25 protein-coding genes and 1 pseudogene are annotated in these 26,031 nt (G+C 57.5%); 20 read left to right on the top strand and 6 right to left on the bottom strand.

Annotated elements, in window-relative coordinates; all coding sequences use genetic code 11:
- Positions 1-8: 8 nt before the first annotated feature.
- The 7 genes from A7Q03_RS03845 to A7Q03_RS03815 all read left to right on the top strand — a co-directional run bounded on the left by A7Q03_RS03845 (position 9) and on the right by A7Q03_RS03815 (position 5,363).
- The gene (locus A7Q03_RS03845; RefSeq protein ID WP_082880674.1) at positions 9-512 is read left to right on the top strand and encodes an OmpH family outer membrane protein; all 504 of its coding nucleotides are present in this window, start codon (positions 9-11) and stop codon (positions 510-512) included.
- Between the two features lie 72 nt (positions 513-584).
- The gene (lpxD, locus tag A7Q03_RS03840) at positions 585-1,616 is read left to right on the top strand and encodes a UDP-3-O-(3-hydroxymyristoyl)glucosamine N-acyltransferase (RefSeq protein ID WP_067447508.1); all 1,032 of its coding nucleotides are present in this window, start codon (positions 585-587) and stop codon (positions 1,614-1,616) included.
- Positions 1,617-1,619: 3 nt separating this feature from the next.
- Positions 1,620-2,084, top strand: a complete 465-nt coding sequence (fabZ, locus tag A7Q03_RS03835; RefSeq protein WP_003823905.1) for a 3-hydroxyacyl-ACP dehydratase FabZ — start codon at positions 1,620-1,622, stop codon at positions 2,082-2,084.
- Between the two features lie 119 nt (positions 2,085-2,203).
- Positions 2,204-2,980, top strand: coding sequence for an acyl-ACP--UDP-N-acetylglucosamine O-acyltransferase (gene lpxA / locus A7Q03_RS03830; protein WP_067447507.1), 777 nt, complete (start codon positions 2,204-2,206; stop codon positions 2,978-2,980).
- 141 nt (positions 2,981-3,121) lie between these two features.
- Complete coding sequence (locus tag A7Q03_RS03825; RefSeq protein ID WP_067447502.1) at positions 3,122-3,469, top strand: hypothetical protein; 348 nt, start codon at positions 3,122-3,124, stop codon at positions 3,467-3,469.
- Between the two features lie 136 nt (positions 3,470-3,605).
- On the top strand, positions 3,606-4,568 hold the full coding sequence (locus A7Q03_RS03820) for a tRNA-dihydrouridine synthase (protein WP_067447500.1): 963 nt from the start codon (positions 3,606-3,608) through the stop codon (positions 4,566-4,568).
- Positions 4,569-4,634: 66 nt separating this feature from the next.
- Positions 4,635-5,363 carry a TIGR02117 family protein gene (locus A7Q03_RS03815; RefSeq protein ID WP_067447498.1) on the top strand — a complete coding sequence of 243 codons (729 nt, stop codon included), beginning with the start codon at positions 4,635-4,637 and terminating at the stop codon, positions 5,361-5,363.
- A gap of 177 nt (positions 5,364-5,540) precedes the next feature.
- Here A7Q03_RS03815 and A7Q03_RS03810 read toward each other — a convergent pair whose 3' ends face one another.
- The 5 genes from A7Q03_RS03810 to A7Q03_RS03790 form a co-directional block, all read right to left on the bottom strand.
- Complete coding sequence (locus tag A7Q03_RS03810) at positions 5,541-6,092, bottom strand: DNA-3-methyladenine glycosylase I (RefSeq protein WP_067447495.1); 552 nt, start codon at positions 6,090-6,092, stop codon at positions 5,541-5,543.
- Between the two features lie 4 nt (positions 6,093-6,096).
- Positions 6,097-7,239: a DUF1294 domain-containing protein gene (locus tag A7Q03_RS03805; protein WP_067447493.1), complete on the bottom strand. Its 1,143-nt coding sequence runs from the start codon at positions 7,237-7,239 to the stop codon at positions 6,097-6,099.
- Positions 7,240-7,467: 228 nt separating this feature from the next.
- Complete coding sequence (locus A7Q03_RS03800; RefSeq protein WP_067447491.1) at positions 7,468-8,268, bottom strand: HNH endonuclease; 801 nt, start codon at positions 8,266-8,268, stop codon at positions 7,468-7,470.
- A 318-nt stretch (positions 8,269-8,586) separates the two neighbouring features.
- A complete protein-coding gene (gene mfd, locus A7Q03_RS03795; RefSeq protein ID WP_067447489.1) occupies positions 8,587-12,021 on the bottom strand; it encodes a transcription-repair coupling factor in 3,435 nt (1,144 codons plus the stop codon).
- Between the two features lie 263 nt (positions 12,022-12,284).
- Entirely contained in the window at positions 12,285-12,770 is a 486-nt protein-coding gene (locus A7Q03_RS03790; protein WP_023887707.1) for a YbaK/EbsC family protein, read from the bottom strand.
- Positions 12,771-13,425: 655 nt separating this feature from the next.
- On the opposite strand from A7Q03_RS03790, the gene ilvC reads away from it, so the two are divergent.
- From ilvC to A7Q03_RS03770, 5 genes and pseudogenes are all read left to right on the top strand, one after another.
- Positions 13,426-14,439: a ketol-acid reductoisomerase gene (gene ilvC / locus A7Q03_RS03785; protein ID WP_067447487.1), complete on the top strand. Its 1,014-nt coding sequence runs from the start codon at positions 13,426-13,428 to the stop codon at positions 14,437-14,439.
- 493 nt (positions 14,440-14,932) lie between these two features.
- Positions 14,933-15,291, top strand: a pseudogene (locus A7Q03_RS10560) (methylenetetrahydrofolate reductase); the annotation flags it as partial.
- A 123-nt stretch (positions 15,292-15,414) separates the two neighbouring features.
- Entirely contained in the window at positions 15,415-15,753 is a 339-nt protein-coding gene (locus tag A7Q03_RS03780) for a CidA/LrgA family protein (RefSeq protein ID WP_067442780.1), read from the top strand.
- The gene (locus A7Q03_RS03775; protein ID WP_067442778.1) at positions 15,750-16,445 is read left to right on the top strand and encodes an LrgB family protein; all 696 of its coding nucleotides are present in this window, start codon (positions 15,750-15,752) and stop codon (positions 16,443-16,445) included. Before A7Q03_RS03780 ends, A7Q03_RS03775 begins: the two co-directional genes overlap by 4 nt.
- A 146-nt stretch (positions 16,446-16,591) precedes the next feature.
- A complete protein-coding gene (locus tag A7Q03_RS03770; protein ID WP_067447485.1) occupies positions 16,592-17,284 on the top strand; it encodes a hypothetical protein in 693 nt (230 codons plus the stop codon).
- 64 nt (positions 17,285-17,348) lie between these two features.
- Here A7Q03_RS03770 and A7Q03_RS03765 read toward each other — a convergent pair whose 3' ends face one another.
- Entirely contained in the window at positions 17,349-17,990 is a 642-nt protein-coding gene (locus tag A7Q03_RS03765) for a DUF4189 domain-containing protein (RefSeq protein ID WP_067447481.1), read from the bottom strand.
- Positions 17,991-18,311: 321 nt separating this feature from the next.
- Here A7Q03_RS03765 and A7Q03_RS03760 point away from each other — a divergent pair, with 321 nt between their 5' ends.
- The 8 genes from A7Q03_RS03760 (at position 18,312) to A7Q03_RS03725 (ending at position 25,907) form a co-directional block, all read left to right on the top strand.
- The gene (locus A7Q03_RS03760; protein WP_067447479.1) at positions 18,312-20,075 is read left to right on the top strand and encodes an acyl-CoA dehydrogenase; all 1,764 of its coding nucleotides are present in this window, start codon (positions 18,312-18,314) and stop codon (positions 20,073-20,075) included.
- 86 nt (positions 20,076-20,161) lie between these two features.
- Complete coding sequence (locus A7Q03_RS03755; RefSeq protein WP_067447473.1) at positions 20,162-20,569, top strand: VOC family protein; 408 nt, start codon at positions 20,162-20,164, stop codon at positions 20,567-20,569.
- A 76-nt stretch (positions 20,570-20,645) separates the two neighbouring features.
- Positions 20,646-21,257, top strand: a complete 612-nt coding sequence (locus A7Q03_RS03750; protein ID WP_067447470.1) for a hypothetical protein — start codon at positions 20,646-20,648, stop codon at positions 21,255-21,257.
- A 150-nt stretch (positions 21,258-21,407) separates the two neighbouring features.
- Positions 21,408-22,214 carry a DNA ligase gene (locus A7Q03_RS03745; RefSeq protein WP_067447468.1) on the top strand — a complete coding sequence of 269 codons (807 nt, stop codon included), beginning with the start codon at positions 21,408-21,410 and terminating at the stop codon, positions 22,212-22,214.
- 178 nt (positions 22,215-22,392) lie between these two features.
- Entirely contained in the window at positions 22,393-23,988 is a 1,596-nt protein-coding gene (locus tag A7Q03_RS03740) for a glycosyltransferase family 39 protein (protein WP_067447845.1), read from the top strand.
- Between the two features lie 159 nt (positions 23,989-24,147).
- The gene (locus A7Q03_RS03735; RefSeq protein ID WP_067447466.1) at positions 24,148-24,555 is read left to right on the top strand and encodes a hypothetical protein; all 408 of its coding nucleotides are present in this window, start codon (positions 24,148-24,150) and stop codon (positions 24,553-24,555) included.
- A 77-nt stretch (positions 24,556-24,632) separates the two neighbouring features.
- Positions 24,633-25,472, top strand: coding sequence for a hypothetical protein (locus A7Q03_RS03730; protein WP_067447464.1), 840 nt, complete (start codon positions 24,633-24,635; stop codon positions 25,470-25,472).
- Between the two features lie 78 nt (positions 25,473-25,550).
- The gene (locus tag A7Q03_RS03725) at positions 25,551-25,907 is read left to right on the top strand and encodes a hypothetical protein (RefSeq protein ID WP_067442764.1); all 357 of its coding nucleotides are present in this window, start codon (positions 25,551-25,553) and stop codon (positions 25,905-25,907) included.
- Positions 25,908-26,031: the final 124 nt, after the last annotated feature.

Here is a 26,031-nt window from a genome sequence, read left to right as displayed (position 1 = left end):
GAAAGCAGATGATGAAGATTAATCTCCCCCGTATAGCAGCGGCAGCTGCTGCGATGCTGCTCGCATTGCACGCCGCGGCCGACAGCATACAGAAGCTGGGGTTTATCGATACTGAGCGTGTGTATCAGCAGTCCACCCAAGCGCAGCGTATCCAAACCATCCTGCAAAACGAATTCAGTGCCCGACAGCAGGCACTGCAACGGCTGCGTAATCAAGGTATTGCCCTGAAAACCAGGCTCGACCAGGGGCGCCTGAGCACCACCGAACGCCGCCGCACAGAGCAGCAGCTGATTGCCCTGGATAGGGATTTGCGCCGCCAGGCCGCGCAGCTCACTGAAGAATACAACCTGCGCCGCAACGAAGAGTTCGCTGCCCTGCAGCAAAATGCCAACCGCGTGATTACCGAGCTGGCACAGCGCGATGGCTATGACTTGATTATCCAAGACGTTATCTACGTAAACAGCAAATTCGACATCACTGACCAAGTTATTCGCGCTCTCAACAACCAATAAAGGCCACCTGAAAATTCCGGCCTCCCTGCCGCAAAACAGGCTACCTGAAAGCGAAACTTCACCGAAGTTAAAATGCAGAAACAGCTTTCCCACATTATCGCCGCCTTAGGCGGCACGCTTACCGGACAAGACATCGCCATCAGCCGTATTGCCCCGCTGCATACCGCACAAAAAGACGACATCAGTTTTGTTTCCCACCCCAAACACCTGCCCGAAGCCCTGGCCAGCCAAGCCGGCGCGCTGATTGTGCACCACAAATTGGCCGACAAACTGCCCGGCCGCAATCTGATTGCGTGCGACAACCCGCAACTCTATTTCGCCCAAACCGCCCGCCTGTTCCACCCCGCTCCCGCCGCCAACCCCGGCATTCACCCCAGCGCCGTGGTGGAAGCAAGTGCCATCGTGCCCGATAGCTGCGAAATCGGTGCCAACGTTTACATCGGCGACTGCGTTGTGCTGGGCGAAGGCTGCCGCATCCTGGCCAACTGCGTGGTGGAAGCCAACTGTGTGCTTGGCGAGCATACCGTGCTGCACTCTAACGTAACCGTTTATGCCGGCTGCCGCCTCGGCGAACGTGTGGAAATCCACTCTGGCACCGTGATCGGTGCCGACGGCTTCGGCAATGCCTGGGCGCAAGACCATTGGTACAAAATCCCGCAAGTGGGCGGCGTGGAAATCGGTAACGACGTGGAAATCGGCGCCAATACCACCATCGACCGCGGTGCAATCGAAGATACCGTGATTGCCGAGGGCGCTAAAATCGACAACCTCGTGCAAATTGCCCACAACGTACATATCGGCGCCCACACCGCCATCGCCGCCTGCGTAGGCATTGCCGGCAGCACCCATATCGGCGCCTACTGCCAAATCGGCGGTGCTGCCATGTTTGTCGGCCACATCCACGTTGCCGACCGCACCTTCATTGGCGGCGGCACCCTCGTGGCCGCCTCCATCAACCAGCCCGACTACTACGCCAGCTCCTATCCGCTGCAAACCCACCGCGACTGGGTGAAAAATGCCGTGCACCTGCGTCGGCTCAACGAACTGCACCGCCGCGTAAAAACGCTGGAAAACACAATCAACTATCCCGAAAACAAGGAATAACCCATGCAAATCGAAAATATCGAACTCCCGCTGGACGTGCGCACCCTGCAACGCCTGCTGCCGCACCGCTATCCCTTCCTACTGCTGGATCGCGTGATCGGTTTTGAAAAAGAAAAAAGCCTCACTGCCATTAAAAACGTTTCTGTAAACGAACCGTTTTTCCAAGGCCACTTCCCCGAGTTCCCTGTGATGCCCGGCGTGTTGATTATCGAAGCCATGGCACAGGCTGCCGGCGTGCTCGCCATCCTCAGCCGGGGCGAGCGCAAAGAAAACGAAATCTACTTTTTCGTTGGCATCGATGAAGCCCGCTTCAAACGCCAAGTCGTGCCCGGCGACCAAGTGCAGATTCATCTGGACGTAATCACCCACAAACGCGACATCGGCAAATTCAAAGCCACCGCCACCGTAGACGGCCAAATCGCCGCTGAAGCCGTCATCATGTGTGCCAAACGCGCGGTAGATAAATAAGCCAGCAAGATAGGTAATGCCCTTTTCAGGTAGCCTCTGCCAAACTATCCGCCGCATTTAGTGCCGAACCATTTTCAGGTAGCCTCCCCCGGCAAAGCCCGCTGCCACAAGGAAACCCCATGTCCCTAATCCACCCCACCGCGATTATCGACCCCAAAGCCGAGCTCGACAGCAGCGTTAAAGTCGGCGCCTACACCATCATCGGCCCGAACGTGCAAATCGGCGCCGGCAGCGAAATCGGCCCGCACGCCGTTATCGAAGGGCACACCACCATCGGCGAAAACAACCGCATTTTCCAATTCGCCAGCCTGGGCGCCATACCACAAGATAAAAAATACCGCGGCGAACCCACCCGCCTGATTATCGGCAACGGCAATACCATCCGCGAATTCACCACCTTCAACCTCGGCACCGTAACTGGCATCGGCGAAACCCGCATCGGCGACGACAACTGGATTATGGCCTACTGCCACCTCGCCCACGACTGCGTGATCGGCAGCCACACCATCTTCGCCAACAACGCCTCCCTCGCCGGCCACGTTACCATCGGCGACTACGTCATCCTCGGCGGCTACACCCTCGTGTTCCAATTCTGCCAAATCGGCAACTACGCCATGACCGCCTTCGCCGCCGGCGTACACAAAGACGTCCCCCCCTACTTCATGGCCGCCGGCTACCGCGCCGAGCCCGCCGGCATCAACAGCGAAGGCATGCGCCGCAACGGCTTCACGCCCGAACAGATCACCAATGTGAAAAACGCTTACAAGATCCTCTACCGCCAAGGCCTGGCCTACGAAGAAGCCTGCAGCCAGATTGCCAAAACCGCTCAAATTTTCCCCGAGCTGGCCGTGTTGCGCGATTTCCTTGCCGACTCACAACGCAGCATCATACGCTGACCCCCAAGACCATCTGAAGCAACCAAACCGTTTTCAGGTAGCCTGCCGTTTTCCCCTTCAGCAAGCCCCCACCGCCATGCCCACACGCTGCCTTATCTTCGCTTCTGTCCATTCTGCTGTTGTCTGTCGCAGGCGCAGCGCATGAACCGCGAAATCGTGCGCAAAGAAGACCGACGCGCCCGGCTGCACAAACATTTCCGTGGCAGCCTGTCCCAAGGCAAATCCAAACCCCAGCAAATCAACCTGCGTGCCGGCAAACACTACCCCTTCTTCGCCGATTGCAGCCGCCAATGCAACAACATTAACCTCACCCTGCTGCGCGACGGCCGCACCCTTATCGCCGACACCGATCCCCACGCCTCCCCCATGTTTGGCTGGTATGCCCGCCAAAGCGGCCAATACACCCTCACCCTCACCATGCCCAACTGTATCGACCGCGTGTGCGACTACAGCATCCAAGTATTCGAAGGCAGCCAAAAAATCCTCTAACCGCCAAATCGGGGCGCACACAACTCGTCCAGACTTTGCCGAAGCCCGACAAACGGTAATGGCATGGAATACCTTCACCACAAATTTTTCAGGTAGCCTCTATCTCAAAGGCTACCTGAAAACTTAAAATACCCCTATGAACCTAATTTTAGCCCCCATGCAGGGTCTGCTCGACCCCGTCATGCGCCGCCTGCTCACCGACATCGGCGGCTACAGCGAATGCGTTACCGAATTCGTCCGCATCACCCACACCCTGCACTCCCGCGCCACCTGGCGGCGGCATATGCCCGAAATCGATCACGGCTGCCGCACTCACGCCGGAACCCACTGCACCCTCCAGCTGCTCGGCAGCGTCCCCGACAACATGGCCACCAACGCCCAAGCCGCCGTGGCCGCAGGCGCGCAAAAAATCGACCTCAACTTCGGCTGCCCCGCCCCCACCGTCAACAAACACCAAGGCGGCGCCATCCTCCTACGCGAGCCAGAACGCATCCGCCAAATCGTCTCCACCGTGCGCCAAAGGCTACCTGAAAATATCCCCCTCACCGCCAAAATGCGCCTCGGCTACGAAGACAGCTCCCTCGCCATCGAGTGCGCCCAAGCCATCGCCCAAGGCGGCGCCTCCGCGCTGGCCGTGCACGCCCGCACCAAAATCGAAGGCTACCGCCCGCCCGCCCATTGGGAGCAAATCGCCCCCATCCGCCAAGCCCTCAGCATCCCCGTCATCGCCAACGGCGACGTATTCAGCCTGGCCGACTACCTCGCCATCCGCCGCACCAGCGGCTGCCAAGATGTGATGCTCGGGCGCGGCGCCGTCATCACCCCCGATCTCGCCCGCCAAATCCAGCGCCACAACCAAGGCCTCCTGCCCCAGCCCGCCGGTTTCGCCGACTATCTCGTGTGGATACGCCGGTTCTTCCAACTCTGCTGCGAACACGCCGGCAACACGCCCTACCCCGCCGCCCGCCTCAAACAATGGCTCGGCATGATGAAAACCAGCCACCCCCAAGCTGCACACCTCTTCACCCAACTGCGCCCCCTCACCTCCCTCCAACAAATCGAACAGCTGCTGGATAACTACCAGCCCCAGCCCGAATAAGCAAAGGCTACCTGAAAGCCAAGCCCCGCGAAGCCCAAACTTTCAGGTAGCCTCAAACCGCACACCATGCCCAAACTTTCCCGCCTCATCCGCCGCAGCCTCCTCAGCCTGGCCGCCCTCCTCCTACTCTACGGCGCCGCCGTTTGGCTGCTGCCCCGCATCAAAAGCCCCGGCCGGCCCGAAGGCGAACCCGAAATCACCGTATGGCTGCTCTCCAACGGCGTGCACACCGACATCGTCGTCCCCACCTTCAGCAGCGAAGCCGACTGGCGAGCCGTCTTCCCCGCCGAACACACCCGCAGCCAAGAATACGCCCCCTGGCTCGCCATCGGACTGGGCGACAAAAACTTCTACCTCACCACCCCCACCTGGGCCGACCTCAAATTCAGCACCGCCATCAAAGCCGCCACCGGCCTATCCAGCAACGCCGTCCACGCCACCTACTACCACAGCCTCGAAGGCTGCACCCGCTGCGCCCCCATCCTCATCAGCCGCGCCCAATACCGCCGCCTCGTTTCCTACATCCGCCAAAGCCTGCAATGGCAAAACGGCCGCACCCTCCCCATCCCCACCGATATGGCCTACGGCGAAAACGATGCCTTCTACGAAGCCGTCGGCAGCTACAACCTTTTCTACACCTGCAACACCTGGACCAACAACGCCCTCAAAACCATGCACACCGACGCCGCCCTCTGGACCATTACCGAACAAGGCCTCTTCCACCACCACCTGCCCCAACCTCCCGCCAGCGGAAATGAAGGACTGCCTGAAACAACATCGCAACCCGGCAATTGAGGCTACCTGAAAATTCGAAAGAACAGGCAAAACTAAACGGCGGAGCCACTTGCCGCCCTGCCCCGCCACATAAGCTATCGCCCACAGCTAAACAAAAAGGCTACCTGAAAACTCAGCTTCGCAGAAACTCGCAAAGATAACGCTTTCAGGTAGCCTTTTTCTAACTTGCCAGTCGCATCAGCCCCGCAACCACGGCGGATTAGCGGCAGCAGCGCGCTCGGCGGCTGGGCAGTCTTCACTGTGCGCGCCTTTCAGGTAGCCTGTGCTCACCAAAAATTCGCGTACGATTTTGGGGCCGGTGAATTTGAAAGTACGGCGAAACAGCTTCACCCAATCGGCCAACGGCTGCGGATGGTGGCCATCGAGCCAGTTTTTGAACGAACCGAATGCCTGTTGCAGCTGCAAGATTTGCTGCGCATTGTGGATGGCGGCATTGATTTTCAGGCGGTTGCGGATCACTTTCGCGTCGGCCAGCAGGCGTTGGCGGTCGGCTTCACCGAAGACGGCCACTGCGGCGATGTCGAAACCGGCGTAGGCGGCTCGCAGGCCGGCGGCGCGTTGCAAAATCAGCGTCCAGCTCAAGCCGGCCTGATTGATTTCGAGCAGCAGGCGGCCGAAGAGTTCGTTGTCGTCTTCGATGGGGAAGCCGTAGAGATAGTCGTGATAATGCTTGTTGGGGTCGGGGCTGTCGGCGGGCAGGCTGTTGGCAAGGGCGCAGTAGCTGTTCATGCGGCTAGTTTTTCAAGAAGGCAAACGCGGGCGAGCCGATAAAGTACACCAGCAAAACATAAGTGCCCACGGCATTCAGCGCCACACTAAACCAAAAAGCGCGCACAAAGCGGATATTGGCGGTGTGCTGCTGATAACGCATCTGCGCCAACAGGCCGCCGGGCCAGCCGCCGAGCATGGCCAACAGGTGCAGCACGCCATCGGGCACGCGGGTGCGGCCGCTTTGGGCGCTGCGCTTGTCCGTACGGTAGAGAATAAGCAGCAGGCAGCTGGCCAGCAAATAGGCCGCAGCCAGCGGCAGGGAAATAAAGGACACGGCGGCAAGGAACAGCAGGATAAACGTGCCGCCGAGCAGGCTTTCGCTGAAACCGCCGCCCAAAATCGTGCCGGAAGAAGGGCTTTCGCGGTCGGCCCAGCCCAGTTCGTAGCCTTGCGGAATCACACGGGTGGCCACCCATTCGCCACGCCGCCGCCCCAGCACAAAGCTCACCTGCTGGTGATTGGCCGGACTTTTATCGCGGAACACAAAGGCCGATTGCGGGAAAAACACCCGCGCTTTGATGGATTTAACCTTGATATAGCCCGATTTTTCCTCTTCGTTCCAGCGCACCACCTTGCCCACATAGGTTTCGCCGTTCACCAATTTATCTTGCCGCTTGGCCTGCTTGCGCTCTTTATGCAGCGCCTCTTCTTCTTCCGGGCTGCGCCGCTGTAGGCTGGACGTGGCGGCATTTTCTGCGCTGTCGAGCAGCCAATAGCCGCTAACGGGGTGGCTCTGCAACACGCCGCGCAACACATCGCCCGGCTCGGGGGCAAGGTCGGTGGCGGCAAACAGGTCGCCCACCAAAAACACGCTCAACGGCGGCTCGTCGCCATTGTTCACCACATCGGCCACGCCGGTGCGCTCTGCAGCATCCCACACACGCACGGCAGCATCCACAATCCGCCCCTCGCGCCACTTGCGCCCCGGCTCGGCAACCTCTTCACCGCCATCAGCCACTAGCTGCGCAGGAATTTCCGCCAACACGGCAGCCTGCGACTCAGCCACCACTGCGGCAAGCGTTTCAATCGCAGCAGACTCAATCTCAACCGCCCCATCGGGCAAAGCTTGCGACGCAATTTCGGGCAATTCGTTTTCGGTGTTCATGGCGGGCGGAAAATAGGATTTGGAAAAAGAGAAAGGCTACCTGAAAAGCGCCCGCCTGCCAAGCAGCAAGCGGGTGTTGGGGGAATTTGCAGGCAATCTGTTGCAGGTATTGGCAAGGGAGCGAAGATGCCTCATCAAAAAGGCTACCTGAAACGGAGATTTGCGGTTTCAGGTAGCCTTTTTAGACGGTCTTGAAGACGATTATGCTGGCCACGTTTACCACCTATTCTATGGTTTAAATACCTTGTTTCGATGCCATTCAAAATATTTTTCGCTGTCAGGGTGGATTTCTAATACCGCATCAAGAGAGATACCAAGTCGGAACAAGTTTTTTTCAGAAAGCCTTTTACTAATACGAATTTTGCCATCAGATTCAAACATAATCAGCCCACTATCAAACAAGGCATCAATATTCGGGGCAAGCATCAAGCCGTTGTGCTGGTCAAGCCGTTCGTTATCATCTTTGCAGTCACACCAAGGTTTGATATGGCTGGCAATCAATAATTCGGGCATATCTACGCCGCTAATGGGACACTGCGGATATAGTTTCAATACACTGTTTCTAAATGTTCCTTGACCTTTTCTGGCGTTAATCAAACGTTGGATTTGGGTTTCTTCGGTTGTGCCTTTTTCTAGGCGTTGGTTAAGTTCATCTAAATCATTTTCTAAAGATTGCTGAGAGGCTACCTGAAAAGTGGATATTCCAATGTATTCGTTGGGGATGTAGTCCCCCATACATTTTTTACATGGAGTCAAGGCTTTGTGATGTTCCTGCCAAGAATAGGCTTCCAGTTCAGTAATAGAACTGGAGCATACTTTGTAGTAGTCGTTTGTTGTGTACGCACTCGTTCCATCTTTCTTTTTTGTACTCATACATCCTGTTCCATTTTCTTTTACTCTATGTATCATGGGGTAATCAGAAAAGTAGGTTTTTCTTATATTCAACACATAGCCTCCAGAGTTACTTCTCCTCCACGCAAAATATTCGGTATCATCAGGTTCGTCTTTAAAAATTTTGAGTTCAGACATAATATTTCCTTTGCAAATAAACTACGCTGGATTATTGGAAATTTCACAGCCCTGTAAAAAATGAATGCTGGAACTTGCTCCAAACTACATCAGAAGCATCCATACAAGGATATTTTGTTTGTTTCCTGCTTTGCCAATCGGCATCATAAATCTTTCGCCTACTACATGAAAAGTTTTTCCAAACAGGTGTAGGTCGGATTCTCGAATCCGACAGCTTCATGTAGGAGGTTTTGTCGGATACAAGTATCTGACCTACAAATTTTGGATAAGAAAAGGTCGTCTGAAAAATTTTCAGACGACCTTTTCTTTCATTACTCTTTATTCCTTCATCACTCTTTCTTTCAAAGTCTTCAACACGTTCTTCACGGTGTTGATCCTGACTTCGATGTTTTCCATTTCCTCCGTAAACTTCAACTTATCCGCCCCAGCCAGCCGATAGTTTCTATCGGTCTGAATCAGCAGAATAATTTCCACTGGATCGATTTGGTGATTTTTGCCGAAGGTAACGGTTACAGCTTCGCTGGTCGCATCAATGGCATCGATACCCAATTCTTTTGCTGCAAGCCGTAAGTGGTGGCTTTCGATGAGGGTTTTGACGGGTTGTTCAGGCAGTCCGAAGCGGTCAACCAGCTCTTCGTGTATTGCATTGATTTGCTGCACAGTTTCGCAGACGGCGAAGCGTTTGTAGAGGACGAGCCGTTCGTGGATGTCGGGGCAGTAGCTTTCAGGCAGCAGGGCGGGGCTGTGCAGTTTGATTTCGGTGGTGATGCCCAGCGGTGCGTCGAGGTCGGGCTGGCGGCCTTTTTTGAGGTCACGCACGGCTTGTTTGAGCATTTCGGTGTAGAGCGTGAAGCCGACCTGTATCATTTCGCCGGACTGCCCTTCGCCGAGGATTTCGCCTGCGCCGCGGATTTCCAAATCCTGCATGGCGAGGGTGAAACCTGCGCCGAGTTCGTCTGCCGCCGCGATGGCGTCGAGGCGTTTTTCTGCGTCTTTGGTGATGTATTCGGACATGAGCAGGTAGGCGTAAGCTTGGTGATGGCTTCGGCCGACGCGCCCGCGAAGCTGGTGCAGTTGCGCCAGCCCGAATTTGTCGGCGCGGTTGATGATGATGGTGTTGGCATTGGGGATGTCGATGCCGGTTTCGATAATGGTGGAACAGAGCAACACGTTGAATCTTTGCTGCAAAAAGTCGCGCATGACTTGCTCCAGTTCGCGCTCGCGCAGTTGTCCGTGCGCCACGCCGATGCGGGCTTCGGGCAACAAGGCTTCCAGCCGCTCGCGCATATTTTCGATGGTATCCACTTCATTATGCAGGAAAAACACCTGTCCGCCGCGTTTGAGTTCGCGCAACACGGCTTCGCGCACGCTGCCTTCGCTGAACGGTTTGACAAAGGTTTTCACGGCGAGGCGGCGGCTGGGCGCGGTGGTAATCAGCGAGAAGTCGCGCAAGCCTTCGAGCGCCATGCTGAGGGTGCGCGGAATCGGTGTGGCGGTCATGGTGAGGATGTCGACATTAGAGCGCAGGCGTTTGAGCTGCTCTTTTTGGCGCACGCCGAAGCGGTGTTCTTCATCGATAATCACTAAACCTAAGTTTTTGAATTTGATGTCGTCCTGCACCAATTTGTGCGTACCGATAACGATATCGACCGTGCCGTCCGCCATGCCTTCCAGTGCGGCTTTGGTGGCTTTGCTGTTGTTGAAACGCGAAAGGCTGGCGACTTTCACGGGGAAATCGGCGAAGCGGTCGGCGAAATTTTGCGCGTGCTGCTCGACCAGAAGCGTGGTCGGGGCGAGTACAGCGACCTGTTTGCCGCCCATCACCGCCACAAACGCGGCGCGCAGGGCGACTTCGGTTTTGCCGAAACCGACATCGCCGCACACGAGGCGGTCCATCGGCTTCGCCTGCGTCAAATCTTTAATCACGGCGGCGATGGCGGCGGCTTGGTCTTCGGTTTCTTCGTAGCCGAAGCCGTCGGCAAACGCCTGATAGTCCAACTCGTTGATTTCAAACTTGTGTCCCGATTGGGCGGCGCGCTGGGCGTAGAGATTGAGCAACTCGGCGGCGGTGTCGCGCGCCTTTTCGGCGGCTTTGCGTTTCGCCTTGTTCCACGCGCCACTGCCGAGCTTGTGCAGGGCGACGTTTTCATGCGCCTGACCGGAGTAGCGGCTGATTAAATGCAGTTGCGAAACAGGGATATAGAGCTGTGTTTCGTTGGCATATTCCAGTTGCAGCATTTCGTCTTCGCCCATCAGCACCAACCCGCGATACCGCCCGATGCCGTGTTCTTCGTGCACCACGGGGTCGCCGATGCTGATTTCCGCCAAATCGCGCAGGCTGCCGTCCGACACGGCGGCGTGCTTCTTGCGGCGGCTGGGGACGCGCGAACGGGCAACGTATTGATACAGCTCGGATTCGGTGATGACGGCGAGGTGCAGGCTACCTGAAAGGGCATTCTGGCTGTTTTCAGGTAGCCCGCCCAATTGGAAGCCTTCTGCCAACGGCGTAACCGTGATGCACAGCGGCGCGTTGTCATCTAAAAATGCCTGCCAGCCGGCCACGGGTTTGGGCTTCAGGCCATGCTGGGCAAAGAAACCGAGCATGGTTTCGCGCCGGCCGGCGCTTTCGGCACACAGCAGAATGCGGCCGCCAAAGGCTGTCTGAAAATCTTGCAACGCAGCCAGCGGTTGTTCGGATTGGCGGTTTACCGCCACATCGGGCAGGGTATGGGGCGAGGTGGCGGAAAGATCGGGCCAGATTTGCGGGTAGGCTTTCAGGCTACCTGAAAAGCGGTCGGCAGTAAGATACAAATGCTGCGGGTGCAACGGCGGATAACTTGGGTCGCCCTGCGCCAGCGCGTGGCGCGATTTGATTTCGCCTTCGAAGCGCACGGCTTCGGCGTGCACATCGCCCACGCATACGGCCAGGGCGTTTTCGGCGATGTAGTCGAACAGGCTGGCGCAGCCGTCTTCAAAAAACAGCGGCAGGTAGTATTCCACGCCCGCGCCGAATTGGCCGTTGCTCACGGCTTGATACACGGCGGCCTCGTTCGGGTTGCTTTGGATTTCCTCGCGGAAGCGGGTGCGGAAGATTTTTTGCGCATCGGCATCGGTGGGGAATTCGTGCGCGGGCAGCAGGCGGATTTCAGACACGGGGGCAAGGGTGCGCTGGGTGTCGGGATCGAAAGTTTTGATGCTGTCGATTTCGTCGTCGAATAAATCGATGCGATAGGGCGTGCTGCTGCCGATGGGGAACAAATCCACAATCCCGCCGCGCACGGCAAATTCGCCGCCGGCCACCACGTTGGACACGGCAGAATAGCCGGCTTCCACCAGATTTTCGCGCAGTTTATCCAAATCCAGAGTCTGCCCCGTTTTCAGCCAAAACGTGCGCCCCAGCAGGAAGGGCGGCGGCGCGAGCTGTTGCATGGCGGTGGCAACGGGCACAAACAGCACGTCCGCCGCGCCATTTTTAAGCTGCCACAAAACGGATAACCGCTCAGACACCAAATCCTGGTGCGGCGAAAAACGCTCGTAAGGCAGGGTTTCCCAATCTGGCAGGAACAGCGTGTTGTCTTGCGGGCGGAAGAATTGCCACGCGGTTTGCAAGCGCAGCGCAGTTTCGGCATCGGGCGTGAGCACGAGCTTGAGCGGTTTTTCCGGCAGGGCGGAGGCAAGAAAATAAGGCAGGCTGCCAGCGGAAAGCTGCGGCCAGCAGGACTTTTGCGCGGGTTTGGGCAGAGGGAGATTCATAGTGTACCGACAAAGGTGTGCGGCAGCCTGAAGCAAGTTCGGGCTGCCGAGTGTTTATGGTTATCCAAATAGAAACAATACGGCGTTGGCTCACTGCACGATCTGGTTTCTATTTTGAGCAACTGTGGTTTGGATTGATGAAAAACGGATTTTAGCAGATTAAGGCTACCTGAAACTTTAGCTTTGCAGCAATTCACACCACTTATTTTCACTGCGTTGCAGCTTGCGCTTTCAGGTAGCCTTTTATACCGCGCTCCAAGCGGCTAATCCACCGCCACTTCCACCGGCTGCGCGTTCAGGGCGGCGAGCGCGGGGGCGGGGGCAACGGTTACAAATAGGCCGCGGCCGCCGCCGTTGATGTACATCAGCGGCAAATCCCAGATGCTGCGTTCGGCATACACCGGCAGCGCGGTGCGGCAGCCGAAGGGGCTGGTGCCGCCCACAAAATAGCCCGTCCATTTATGCGCTTGGTCGTGCGCGGCCAGCTCCACGTGTTTCATGCCGAGCTGGCGGGCAAGGTTGCGGGTGGAGATTTGGCGGTCGCCGTGCATCAACACAATCAGGCCTTTTTTGTGTTCGTTAATCAGCACGATGGTTTTCACGATTTGGTGTTCGTCGATACCGAGGCACTCGGCGGAATGCGCCGTGCCGCCGTGCTCTTCGTAGGGATACTGCATGGCGGTGTGCTCGATTTTGTGTGCACGCAGAAAACGGATGGCTGGGGTAACAGGGTGGTGGGGTTTGCTCATAATAAAGGTTTCATCGATGGATACAGCAATCAAAAAACACAGGCCAGGCAAAACTGCCGGCCTGTGCTTTCAATATGTCTCAGACAGTTTTTCAAACTATAACTGAACTGAGACTACCCCCGCAATTAACAGCGGCCTGCTGCATGCGATACTTCGTTACATAGCCCTTGCTCGCCACGGGCGGGAGCTGCCCGACTACTGGAGCACCCACCTGAGCAAACAGTATCAGAAGTGGTTGAGGGTATAGCTTTCAGTAATCATCACATACAACTGCCGAAATCCGGCAAAGCAGATACAAAACACGCCGGCGAGCAGGAAAATCAGGCCGAGCTCTTGGCGGCTCATGGTGTGGTTTTTTGAAAAATTTGCTCAGGCAGCATTAATAAGATTACCTGAAAACGTAGTGAAGCGGAGTTTCTACGAGGTCAAATTAGACAATATGCCTAAAAAACATTACATTTTACCTTTCCTCGAGCCTATTTTGAAAACTTGTCTAAAAACGCTGTCGACTTGTCAAAATTCGGGTAGCATGCATCATCTAAATACATGCGACGGTGCCTTTACCTGCCACCGCTATGTCCACCTGCCAGCCCGCCGCACTGCATAACGGCCGCGCCGGCTACCCTGTTTAACCGAATCCAAAAAAGGAATCCACATGCAAGTTTACTTCGATAAAGATGCCGACCTCTCCCTCATCAAAGGCAAAACCGTGGCCATCATCGGCTACGGCTCGCAAGGCCACGCCCACGCGGCCAACCTGAAAGATTCAGGTGTAAACGTGATTGTCGGCCTGCGCAAAGGCGGCTCCTGGAACAAAGCCGAAGCTGCCGGTTTCGACGTGCGCACCGTGGCTGAGGCCACCAAAGCCGCCGATTTAGTGATGATTTTGCTGCCGGATGAATCCCAGCCCGCCATATACCGCGCCGAAATCGAGCCCAACCTGAAACAGGGCGCCGTATTGGCCTTTGCTCACGGCTTCAACGTGCACTACAACCAAATCGTGCCGCGTGCCGATTTAGACGTAGTAATGATTGCCCCCAAAGGCCCAGGCCACGCCGTGCGCAGCGAGTTCCTCAAAGGCGGCGGCGTGCCCTCACTGATTGCCGTGTATCAAGACAAAAGCGGGAAAGCCCGCGACATCGCCCTCTCCTACGCCGCAGCCAACGGCAACACCAAGGGCGGCGTGATTGAAACCAACTTCCGCGAAGAAACCGAAACCGACCTGTTCGGCGAACAAGCCGTATTATGCGGCGGCGCGGTCGAACTGGTGAAATGTGGCTTTGAAACCCTGGTGGAAGCCGGCTACGCGCCCGAAATGGCCTACTTCGAATGCCTGCACGAGCTGAAACTGATTGTGGACTTGATGTACGAAGGCGGCATTGCCAACATGAACTACTCCATTTCCAACAACGCGGAATACGGCGAATACGTTACCGGCCCAGAAGTCATCACATCTGCCACCAAAGAAGCGATGAAAAAAGCCCTGTACCGCATTCAAAGCGGCGAATATGCCAAAATGTTCATTCAAGAAGGCGCCACCAACTACGCCAGCATGACTGCCCGCCGCCGTCTAAACGCCGCCCACCAGATTGAAAAGGTGGGCGCACAGTTGCGCAGCATGATGCCTTGGGTTACCAAAAACAAACTGGTGGATCAGAGCAAGAACTAATCATCGGCAAGCGATTGCCTAAAAACAGGCTACCTGAAAACACAGCTTCAACGCCTCTCAAACGCCGCACAGCGGGGTTTCGGCGAAGCTAAATTTTCAGGTAGCCTTCTTATCTGCTTCCATGCTGCTCAACTCAACACCATATTTATGCCGTGAACCATTTTGGCGACATCGGCAGAAGGATGGCTAGCCAATCCATCGCTAGTGGATTGTTCCATATAACTTAAATGCAATATATGCTACCTGAAATGCTGCCCTGTTTTAGATAATTGGTTTCAGCTAGCCTCCACCTCAACATGAATCCTATTCATCTACTAGCGCTAATTTTTCAGCGCTACGCCCTTGCCTAACCCCCCGTTGCCCGCTACCGTATCGCCTTTCTTTCGCATTTAGTTTCCACCATCATGCAACACAATACTCTCGGCTTCGAATTTTCCCCACCCGCACGCCTGAAGGCCGCAAAAACAGAAAATCACCCGCAACCAATCTAATAGTGGCTGCCTACTCCGAATACCACCTGCAATCGTTCAACACCGAAGACAACATCCAAAGCTTCGTGCACAAAGTGTAAAGCCGGCGCCGATTCCGCCATCATTCAGTTTTTCTTCAATGCCGATGCCCACTTCTCCAAACTCACCTGCTTCGCCGATATGTTCGGCACCGAAATCTCACGCCGGCGGCGGCTGAAGCTGCAATCCTATGCCGACGACACCGCCTCCATCAAAGCCTTGGGGCTGGACGTGGTAACCGAAATGCGGCCGCCTCCTGCGCCACGGTGCCCCCGGCCTGTATTTCTACACCCTCAACCAGGCCGGATTGTCTTCCACCATCTGCCAGCGTTTGGGCTACTAATCCGCCCTTTTCCAAATAGAGATGAAGGCTACCTGAAAAGGTTTCAGGTAGCCTTCATCTCTTCCGAGCGCCCATCCGGTGCTATAATTCGCCCTTTCCAACATTGCTCTTAGGCCAGTAACCATGTTACGCGCACTCATTATCGTTTTCGCCTGCCTAGCCGCAGGCGAAGTGCTTTTACACCTCACCCACCTCAAGCTGCCTGCCAGCATTGTGGGCCTGCTGATTTTGTTCGGCCTGCTCCAAGCCGGCTGGGTGAAGGAAGCCTGGTTCAAACCGATGACCGAATTCCTCATGCAGCACATGATGCTGCTGATGATTCCCGCCTGCGTGGCATTGATGGATTATTTCTCCATCGTGGCGCACGATTTCTGGTCGATTACCATCGCCACCGTGGCCAGCAGCGTGCTGGTGCTGCTCTCCAGCGCGAAAACGCATGAAATACTGAGGAAACACAAATGAGGGAAATCGCCACCAACCCCATTGTGCTGGTTTTGATGATGCTCGGCCTCTACCGCCTCAGCCTGTTTTTGCGCCTGCGCAGCGGCAGCCCGCTGGCCAACCCGCTGATGGTGAGCACGCTTTTGGTAATAGGCTACCTGAAACTCTTCGGCATCCGCTACGACGATTTCATGCAAACCGGCCGCATGGTCGGCTTTTGGCTGCAGCCGGCCATCGTGTGCCTGGCTATCCCCATGTATCAGCAATGGCCGCGCATCCGCAGCCAATGGCTGCCGATTGCCGCCTCGCAGCTGGTGGGCAGCGTGGTGGGAATTGTGAGCGGCGTGCTGTTTGCCCACTGGTTGGGCGCCAGCCACGATGTGAGCCAGTCGCTCGCCGCCAAATCGGTTACCATGCCGATTGCGCTGGAAATTACCCACGTGCTAGATGGCATCCCCGCCGTTTCCGTGGCCGCCGTGCTGCTGGCCGGCCTCACCGGCCAGTTTATCGGCTTCTGGATTCTGCGCCACAGCCACATCCGCAACCCCATCTCGCACTCCATCGCACAGGGCACGGCCTCGCACGCCATCGGCATTGCCGCCAGCCTGGAAATCAGCGGCCATTTCGCCGCCTACGCCACCCTCGGCCTGATCTTCAACGGCATCCTCACCTCCTTCCTCGCCCCGATTATCGTGCCGCTGCTCGGCGTTTGAGCTGGCCGCGCAAACCAAAGGCTACCTGAGAATATCGCAAAGAGCACGCACAAAACGCCGGCAAGACCGCCATTTTTCAGGTAGCCTCCATCCATTAGGCTACCTGAAAAACAGCCCGCCTCCCCCTCCTCACGCATTCACCCGCCATGCTCCTCTTCCCGCCCGCCCTCGCCAGCTTTATCGCCACCATCCAAGCCAAGCCCGACAACAACGGCTATTTTCCCCTGCATTTCCCTAAAAACGCCGATTTAGCCGCCTTCCAAGATCCCTACTACAAAGAAAACACCCCTCTCTCCGCCAGCCAATACGTCTTCGCCCTCAACGCCATGGACGATCCTTTCATCATCGACTTAAACCAAGCCGCAAAAGGCTTTCCCGTTTACTTCGCCTGGCACGACCAAATGCAACCCGAAGCCATCGCCGGCAGCCTGGCCGAGCTGGCGCAACATATCCAACACATCCGGCAACACGCCGCCCGCAGCCCCGAAGCCACCGCCCAATACATCGCCGATTATTGCAACACCGCCGCCTCCTTCTGGCGCGAAGTGCAACAATCCTTTGCCGAACAGCACCTTGCCGCCGAAATCGCCCGCTGCACCACCCCGCCCAACGATCCAGACTACGTTTTCGGCGACATCATCGTTTCCCATCCCGGCCGACAAAGCACCCGCCTCGCCGCCGGCCTGAAAAAACACCGCGGCCTCAACACCGCCCAAGCGCTCGCGCTCAGCAAATCCCCGCCCTTCGTGTACTGCAGCGGCATCTGGAAACACATGAAAAACCACCTCGCCGAACTGCAGGCAATCGGCGTACAGGCAAAATTTGTGCCCAAGCCCTAAGCAAAGGCTACCTGAAACAGTTTTCCTGTTTTCAGGTAGCCTTGTCAGCCTCAAACGGCAGGTTTTAGCGCTGATTGTAAAGACTGTGGTCGTAGCCCACGCAGAAAATGCCTTCCCCATGCGGCGTTCGCAGCAGGGAGGAGAAGCATCTGTCTTCCCGCTTGCCATGCACCGCCTCGCAGGCCTGAATGGCTTTTTGTTCTGCCCGATTACCGTCACGATCGTAGGCCACAAAGAAATCCCGTACCGAGCGCGGTCTTGGCACTGAACTGACGAAATGCGCGCAGGTATTGTTGAAGGTGGCAATAATGTGGCAATTGGGAGAGGCACATATTTCTTTTGCGCGTTCAATAGCCCTTTGCTCTGAACTAAATCCTCCAGGCCATGCTATGGTATTTTTATCAGGATTCCAAGCCAAAGCCATCCAATACGGTGTGCGGCGCAGTTCCGCGATTTCGGCTTGCACCTTTGCCTCGCGCTGCTGCCAGGCGCGTATTTCGGCGGCGGTGGGGCCGCGGTTGATCGGCTGTTGCCGTGTGGCATTGCGCTCGCGTTGTATCCGATCTGCTTCTGACTGCATGATGCCATTAAAGTTGTGCCATTGCTGCGAGCCAACCGGATAGGGGTTGGCATATGCCAAGCCCGCGCCGCCCAATAGCACTGCCGCCAACGCGCCCGCTGCCGTGTTCATCATGGTTTGCTTCATCTTGCCGCTCCTGTTTGGAAAGGGGAAAAAGGGTATTGCCGATAATTGGATTGTAACAAAAAACAAGATATTGTAAACATCTATCCCGCTGCTTGAAGGCTACCTGAAAACGCACGCTTCAACGGAGTTCAAACGCTGCAAACCTGCGGCTTTCCGCCTCTCCCACAGCGAGAAGAAACAGGTTTTCAGGTAGCCTCCAACTCCAACCAGCCTTTTGCCGCCCATCAGCCCCGCCGCACAAAACCCGCGCCCGCCATACCCAAGCCCGCGCAGATTTGCTATGCTAGCCCGTATCTTTTCCCTACTACAAAGGAGCCTTCCATGTCCTACCGCGCCCCCGTAAACGAACTCTTATTCGCCCTGCAAACCCACGGCAACCTGGCCGAAATCGCCCAATGGTATGCCGAAAGCGGCCTGGACGAAGACACCGCCGCCGCCATCATCGAAGAAGCCGCCAAGTTCAGCGAAGAAGTATTCCTGCCCACCGGCCGCACCGGCGATTTGCACGGCGCACGCCTGGAAAACGGCAAAGTCGTTACCCATCCCGACCTTGCCGCCGCCTACCAAGCCTTCTGCGAAGCCGGCTGGCCCGGTCTGCGCGCCCCGGCCGAATACGGCGGCCAAGGCCTGCCCGCCGTGATCTCCGCCGCGTGCGAAGAAATGTATTACTGCGGCAACCTCGCCCTCTCGCTGCTGCCCATGCTCACCGTGGGCGCCATCGAAGCCATCATGCGCCACGGCTCCGAAGAGCAGAAGCAAACCTTTCTGCCCAAAATGAGCCAAGGCCTCTGGAGCGGCACCATGAACCTCACCGAGCCGCAGGCCGGCACCGACCTCTCCCAAGTAGCCACCAAAGCCGTGCCGCAGGAAGACGGCAGCTACCGCATCAGCGGCCAGAAAACCTTCATCACCTGGGGCGAACACGAACTGACCGAAAACATCATCCACCTCGTACTCGCCCGCCTGCCCGGCACCACCTCCGGCATCAAAAGCCTTTCGCTGTTTATCGTGCCCAAATACAAAATCAAGCCCGACAGCAGCATCGGCGAGAGAAACGGCGTATCCGCCACCGCCATCGAACACAAAATGGGCATCCACGCCAGCCCCACCTGCGTGATGCAGTTCGACGAAGCCGAAGGCTACCTCATCGGCAAAGCCGGGCGCGGCCTGCTTTATATGTTCACCATGATGAGCCACGCCCGCCTGGGCGTGGGCATCGAAGGGCACGCCGTGGCCGAAGCCGCCTACCAGCTCGCGCTGGCCTATGCCAACGAACGCATCCAAGGCAGCGCGCCCGACGGCACCCCGCTCACCATCATCCACCACCCCGACGTCGCCCGCATGCTGCTGGTGCAAAAAGCCACCATCGCCGCCCAGCGCGCCCTGTATCTCCAAGCCGCCGCCGCGCTCGACGCTTCGCACCAACACCCCGACCCTGCCGCCAGAAAAGCCGCCAAAGGCCGGCTCGACTACCTCATCCCCATCGTTAAAGCCTGGTGCAGCGACAACGGCACCGTGCTCGCCAACCTCGCCATGCAGGTGTTCGGCGGCGCAGGCTATATAGAAGAAACCGGCATCGCCCAGCTCGTGCGCGACGTGCGCATCACCGCCATCTACGAAGGCACCAACGGCGTGCAGGCCGCCGACCTCGCCCGCAAAACCGTGTCCGACAAAGGCAGCCTCGTACGCACCCTGCTCGCCGAAGCCCAGCAGACTGCCAACGAGCTCGCCGCCATTGAGCCCGCCACCGCCGAGCCGCTCCAGCGCGCCCTCGAATTAGCCGAACGCAGCACCGCCCTCCTCGTGCAGCAGCACGAAACCAACCCCGCTGCCACCGCCCTAAACGCCACCGCCTATCTGGAGCAAATCTCCCTCACCCTCGGCGCTGCCGCCCTGGCACAAAACTTCCTAGCCGCGCGCAACGCAGAAGCACGCTTCGGCAGCGCATTCTGCCAAGCCCAGCAGCACACCGCCCGCGCCTACCTCGCCTACGTTCTGCCCCAAGCCCACGCCTGCGCCGAACGCATCCGCCAAGGCGCCGAGCCCATGCTCGCCGTGCCGTTTGAAGCCTTCGCCTCATCTTAAAGCGCGGCATGACAAAGGCTACCTGAAAATGCAGAACCGCTTTTCAGGTGGCCTCTCAATATCTCCTCTCGCCACAAGGACAGTCAATGGAACAACATATCAACTACATTACGCTCGGCGTGGCCAACCTCGCCGAATCGCGCCGTTTTTATCGGGATGTATTCGGCTGGCAGGAAATGGCAGACAGCAACGAAAATATTGCCTTTTTCCAAGCCGGAAACACGCTGCTGCTCGCCCTGTTCGGCAAAGCTGCCCTGGCGCACGATGCACAAATACCGGAGCAAAGCAGCGGATTCCCACGCTTTACCTTGGCGCACAACGTGGGCAGCGAAGCCGAAGTGGACGCACTGTTTGCCGGGTTTGCCGCGAAAAACATCACCATCATCAAAGCCCCGCAGAAAGTGTTCTGGGGCGGCTACAGCGGCTACCTCGCCGATCCAGACGGCTTTTTGTGGGAAATCGCATTTAATCCGTTTTTGCAGAAATTGCGCTGAAACCGCGCTTTCAGGTAGCCTGTGGGCATCAATTAAGAATCAAACAAATATAAACGAAATTCCAACAGAGAACCCCATGTCCGAACCCTTAACATACAGCTACACCGTGCCGACCACGCCCGAGGAATACCTGAAAGGCGCTTATGCCCAGATGAGGTATTACAACAAAGCCGCGCCGCGCAAATATTCGCCGCTGCTGTGCTTTTATCTGCCGCTCCTCATTATTGTGTTGGCGATGTCTTTTCTGCTGTTCCACAACCAAACCCAACTGTCTGCCCTGCTGGAAGAATGCTATTTAGACGAAGATACGCTCGGCTCCATCATACATGCCAACACAACAGCGGCGAATATCGTCGCAGTCGGCTTTCTCCTGATCTACGTCATCAGCAGCATATTCAACCGCCGAATCCTGAAATATATCTACCGCTACAGCTACCTGCTGCACGAAAGCCGCTTCACCGCCGACAGCGCAGGCTGCCGCCAAATTTATCCGCAGCAGCACGAATCATGGTTCGGCTGGGCAACTTTAGACAGCGTGCAAACCGTAAAGGGCGATATCCTCCTGATTTTCGGCAGCGCGTTCATCGTTCTGCCGCACAGCATTTTTGCTGATGAAGCCGAAAAACAAGGTTTTATCGAGCAAGTAACTGCATGGCAGCAGGCCGCCCAAAAGCAGCCTGCACCCTGAGAACCCCATTCCGGCCATACAAGGCATTGGTAGGTGTTTTCTGCCGTATATCCCTTTCAGGCTACCTGAAAACTGTAAAATGGCTTTCCGCCTCGCCAAAACCAACATTTTCAGGTAGCCTTAACTATCTCATCCAAGCGAAGCACCGCCATGAAATCACTCCTCCCCTTCCTCGCCGTCCTTCTGCTCGCCCCCGCCCTGCACGCCGCACCCAACCTTATCCTGGCCAAAGAATACAGCGGCCAAAACATTGCCGGCTGGGCGATAAGCGAAAAGCTCGACGGCGTGCGCGCCTATTGGGACGGGCGCAGACTCATCAGCCGCCAAGGCCACCCCTTCTCCCCACCCGCCGGTTTCACCCGCGATTTCCCGCCCTACCCGCTCGACGGCGAGCTCTACAGCCGGCGCGGCGCATTTGAGCAGATTTCCGCCGCCGTCCGCAGCGCCAACGGCGATTGGAGCGGCATCAGGCTGCACGTTTTCGATGCGCCGCAAGCCCCGGGCAACCTGTATCAGCGCCTCGCCCTCGTGCAGCGCCACCTCGCCGCCCATCCGCAGGCCAAAATCGCCGTCATCCCGCAAACCCCCGTGCGCGATGCCGCCCATGCCCAACAATTCCTGCGCCAAATCGAAGCCCAAGGCGGCGAAGGAGTGATGCTGCGCAACCCCAATATCCCCTACCAGGGCGGCCGCAGCGACAACCTGCTCAAGCTCAAAAGCGCGCACGACGCGGAATGTATCGTTACCGCCCACCACGAAGGCAAAGGCCGCAACGCCGGCCTGCTCGGCGCCGTGTCCTGCCGCAACGAAACCGGCGAATTCCGCATCGGCTCCGGTTTCAAAGACACCGACCGCCGCAACCCGCCGCCAATCGGCAGCCGCATCACCTACAAATACCGCGGCTTCACCGCCAAAGGCACCCCCCGCTTCGCCACCTACCTGCGCCGCGCCAACTGAACCCGGCAGGCTACCTGAAAGCTGATAAACGCAGCCAAACGGCGGCACAGCACCACCCTGCCCTGTCATATGCTCACTTCGTGGCCGCTTCGTTTTCAGGTAGCCTCCTGCCTATCCACCCCCGCCCCGCACTTTGCTATACAATAGCGCCCAATTTGAATTTCTCGCCAAACATCCCATGCTAACCTACGTTCCGCCCGAGCAACGCCCCGCCCCGCCCACCTACGAGCGGCCCTGGCTCTTGCTGCTGCTGGCTTTTGTCTGGCTGTGGCCGGGCGTGTTCGCGCACGATTTGTGGCAAGACGAAACCTTGGTGTATGCGGTCATCCGGCAGGCGGCGGAGGGCGGGCAGTGGTGGCTGCCGCAGGATGGCGGGGCGCTGTTTTGGGATGTGCCGCCGCTGTATATGTGGCTTTCCCTGCTGTTTTTGAAACTGTTCGGCCATCTGCCGCCGTATGAGGCGGTGCGCATGGTGAACGCCTTGCTCGCGGCGGTGTCGCTCGCGGCCATGGGCGGCGCGGGACGGATGCTTTTGGGGCGGCGCAACGGGCGTACGGCGGTGCTGGTGCTGATCGGCTGCCCCGGTCTGCTGATGATGAGCCACTTCATCGGCGGGCAAATCGTTACCCTGTGCGGCTTAAGCCTGAGTTTCTACGCGCTGGCAATGGCGCGGCAGAAAACGGTGAAGGCGATTGTGCTCACGCTCTTGGGTTGGACGGTATTGTCGCTTTCAGGTAGCCTGTTGCCGCTGTTGGGCGTGATGCTCACCACGGCGCTGTTGCTGCTGGATTCGCATTGGCACAACAAACGCTTCTGGCTCACGCTTTTGGCGGCGGCAGGGCTGACGCTGCCTCTGCTGTTTGTATGGCCGCTGGTGCTCAATGGTTTGTCGCACGAGGCCTTCCTGCAGTGGTGGCGGTATCACGCGCTCGCGCCGTTCGGCGGCTTCGCCCGCTTGGATTTCGGTTTTTCCGCCGCTTATTATCTGAAAAACCTGCTGTGGTTTGCCTTCCCGGCCTGGCCGCTGGCCTTGTGGACGCTCTACCGCCAGCGCCGCCTGCCGTGCCACGGCTGGAACAGCCTGTGCCTGATTTGGCTGGCTGTGTTCGGCCTCGTGCTGGCCGCCTCGCCGCAGCACATGGAAGACCATTTAATGTTGCTGTTGCCGCCTTTGGTGTTGGCGGCAGCGGCGCAGGCCGACCAGCTTCGGCGCGGCGCAGCGGCGTTTTTCAACTGGTTCGGCATCATGACGTTCGGCTCGCTGGCGCTGTTTGTGTGGCTCGGCTTTTTCGCCATGAACTTCGGCTGGCCGGCCAAGCTGGCCGAGCGCGCGGCTTATTTCAGCCCGTATTATCAGCGGGATATCGATTACTTCCCGGTTATCGTGGCCGTATTGTTCACGCCGGTGTGGCTCTTGGCGATTACGCGCAAATATGTGCGCGGCCGGCAGGCGGTAACCAACTGGGCGGCCGGGCTCACGCTGTGCTGGTCGCTCATCCTCACTCTGTTCCTGCCCTGGCTGGATGCAGCCAAAAGCTACCGCCCCGTGGTGCAGCAGCTGGAAGCCGAACTGCCGGCCGATGCCTGCGTTTCCGCGCAGCATGCCGTGGTGCGCCACGCCTGGCAGGAATACAGCCGTTACCCTCTAGGCGAAAACTGCCGCTTCGTCACCACCCTGCGCCACGAATCCGTGCCCGATGCCACCGAACTCGCCAGCGCCAACCGCCCGCGCGAAAAACACGAGGCGTTTGTGTTGTGGCAGCGACAAGAATAGCTTCAAGGCTACCTGAAAATACAATAGGCACAGTCATGAAAGCTATCGCCTTTTCACCTGCCTTACGCCATGATTCCGCCATACGCACAACATCCCGCCCGAACGCCGACAGCCGCCCGGGCAGGCTCTCCCACCGCTGTCATAACGAGAGAAAAAACCATGAAACTTAAAACATTGCTTGCCGTATCCGCTCTACTTCTGCCCGCACTCGCCCTGGCCGCACCAAACGGCAGGGCAAACCGCCGCCCCCGTCAGTCGCAAAAAGCCTTGTGCCTAGAGATTGCCGTCGCACGGGCACACATGGTCACCTACAACGTAACATGCAGAAGCTACAGCAAGGAAGAGGCCGTGCGAACCCTTCAAGTTGAGAACGCCGGCGCCGTTTATCGCAACCAAGGCTGCCAAAATATATTGAGCGAAGCCGATGTCCGCAACGCCACAATGGCCGAAATCAACCTCCTTGGCGGCAGAAAGCTCAACAATGAGCAATACTGCTCCGCCATCAAACCCGCTGTCGATAAAGCGGAAGAATGGTTCGACAATGCAGACGTCGACGGCGTCCACTAAGCCTTCTTTAGCACCGCAATATAAGGCTACCTGAAATCCATCAAACCCATTTCCCACAACGCCATAAAGCAAACTCCATGAAACTCAAAACCCTCGCCACCCTTGCCGCCGTCCTTCCCGCACTCGCCATCGCGGCCCCCGCCAAACCCTCATCCGGCCGTGCATCCCAATCCAAACCCGCGCAGAGCAGGCCTCAAGAGCGCGCCTCCTCCGGCAGAAACTCATCTTCCAAACCGCAAGACAACAAACCCCAGCGAGGCCGCAACAGTCAAAACAGAACCCAAGACAGCAACAAACCAGCCAACGGCCGCGCCAACTCACGCCAGCAGCAAGAAGCCAAACCCGCCCGTGGTCGCAACAGCCAAAGCAGGGAGCACGACAACAACAAGCCTGCCACCGGTCGGGCACACTCGCGCCAACAACAGGAAACCAAACCTGCCAACACCCGCACAAACACCCGCCAGCAGCGCAATACCGGACACAACACCACCCAATCCCCAATCCGGCACAGCCGGCCAACCCGCCAGCAAGGTAACGAACAACCCGCCCACACCCAAGAGCGCCCGCAGCCTAACCCCGAGCCACAAGACAACAGCCCGCAAGACAGCACCCAAGCTGCCGAACACGCTGCCGCAAAAGCCCAATGCCTGCGCTACGTTGTCGATGGCAACAACCTCTCCGCCTTCACCCAAGCCTGCCGTCCCGATGCCGCCACCGAGGAGCGCTACCAAACCGCCTTCAAAAACACCCAGACCCAATTTGAGCACGACAGCTGCCTAGACATCGTCAACGAAGACGAAGCCCAAGCCGCCATCAATCTTGAACTCCAGCGGCTAGGTCAGACCAGCCGCCTGTTCTGCCCAGCCGTCAAAGATGAACTGCCAGGCATTGCCCACCGCTACCGCAACGTCAAATAACCCACAGGCTACCTGAAAAACTGAAAAGCAATTTTCAGGTAGCCTCTTCTTCCCAGCCACATACAAGGAACTCCTCCAATGAAACTCCGTACCCTAGCCCTCCTTACTGCCGCTCTCCTCCCCGCCCTTGCCCAAGCCGAGCCCGTCCAAGCCAGCAAACAGCAATGCCTGGGCTACCTGAAAGATGGTTTCCAAATCACCATCCACACCTTTGCCTGCGACAGCACCGCCGCCCAAGACGAACGCTATAAAAACGCTTTCTTCGCCGCTATGAAACAGTTTGAGCAAGGCAGCTGCGAAAGTCTGGTGAGCAAAGCCGAAGCCCGCGCCTTCCTCAACAGCCAAACTGCAGGCAAAGACCACGAACAATACTGCGCTTCCATCAAAACCCCCGTACAGCGCAGCCTGCAACGCTACAACAGCAGCAACCGATAAAGCGTCTTGCCGCCGCATTTTTCAGGTAGCCTCCACGCTTGAATGAGGTTACCTGAAACCCCCTTTGGGAGAAAAAATGAACCCTGGTGCCCCAAATGTCGATGCCGCCCGATTGGCACAGTTT

The sequence above is a fragment of the Eikenella sp. NML99-0057 genome (genome assembly GCF_001648535.1).
Lineage (GTDB): Bacteria > Pseudomonadota > Gammaproteobacteria > Burkholderiales > Neisseriaceae > Eikenella > Eikenella exigua.
The sequence above is the reverse complement of the archived record's forward strand: the minus strand, read 5'-3'. Positions and strand labels throughout refer to the sequence as shown.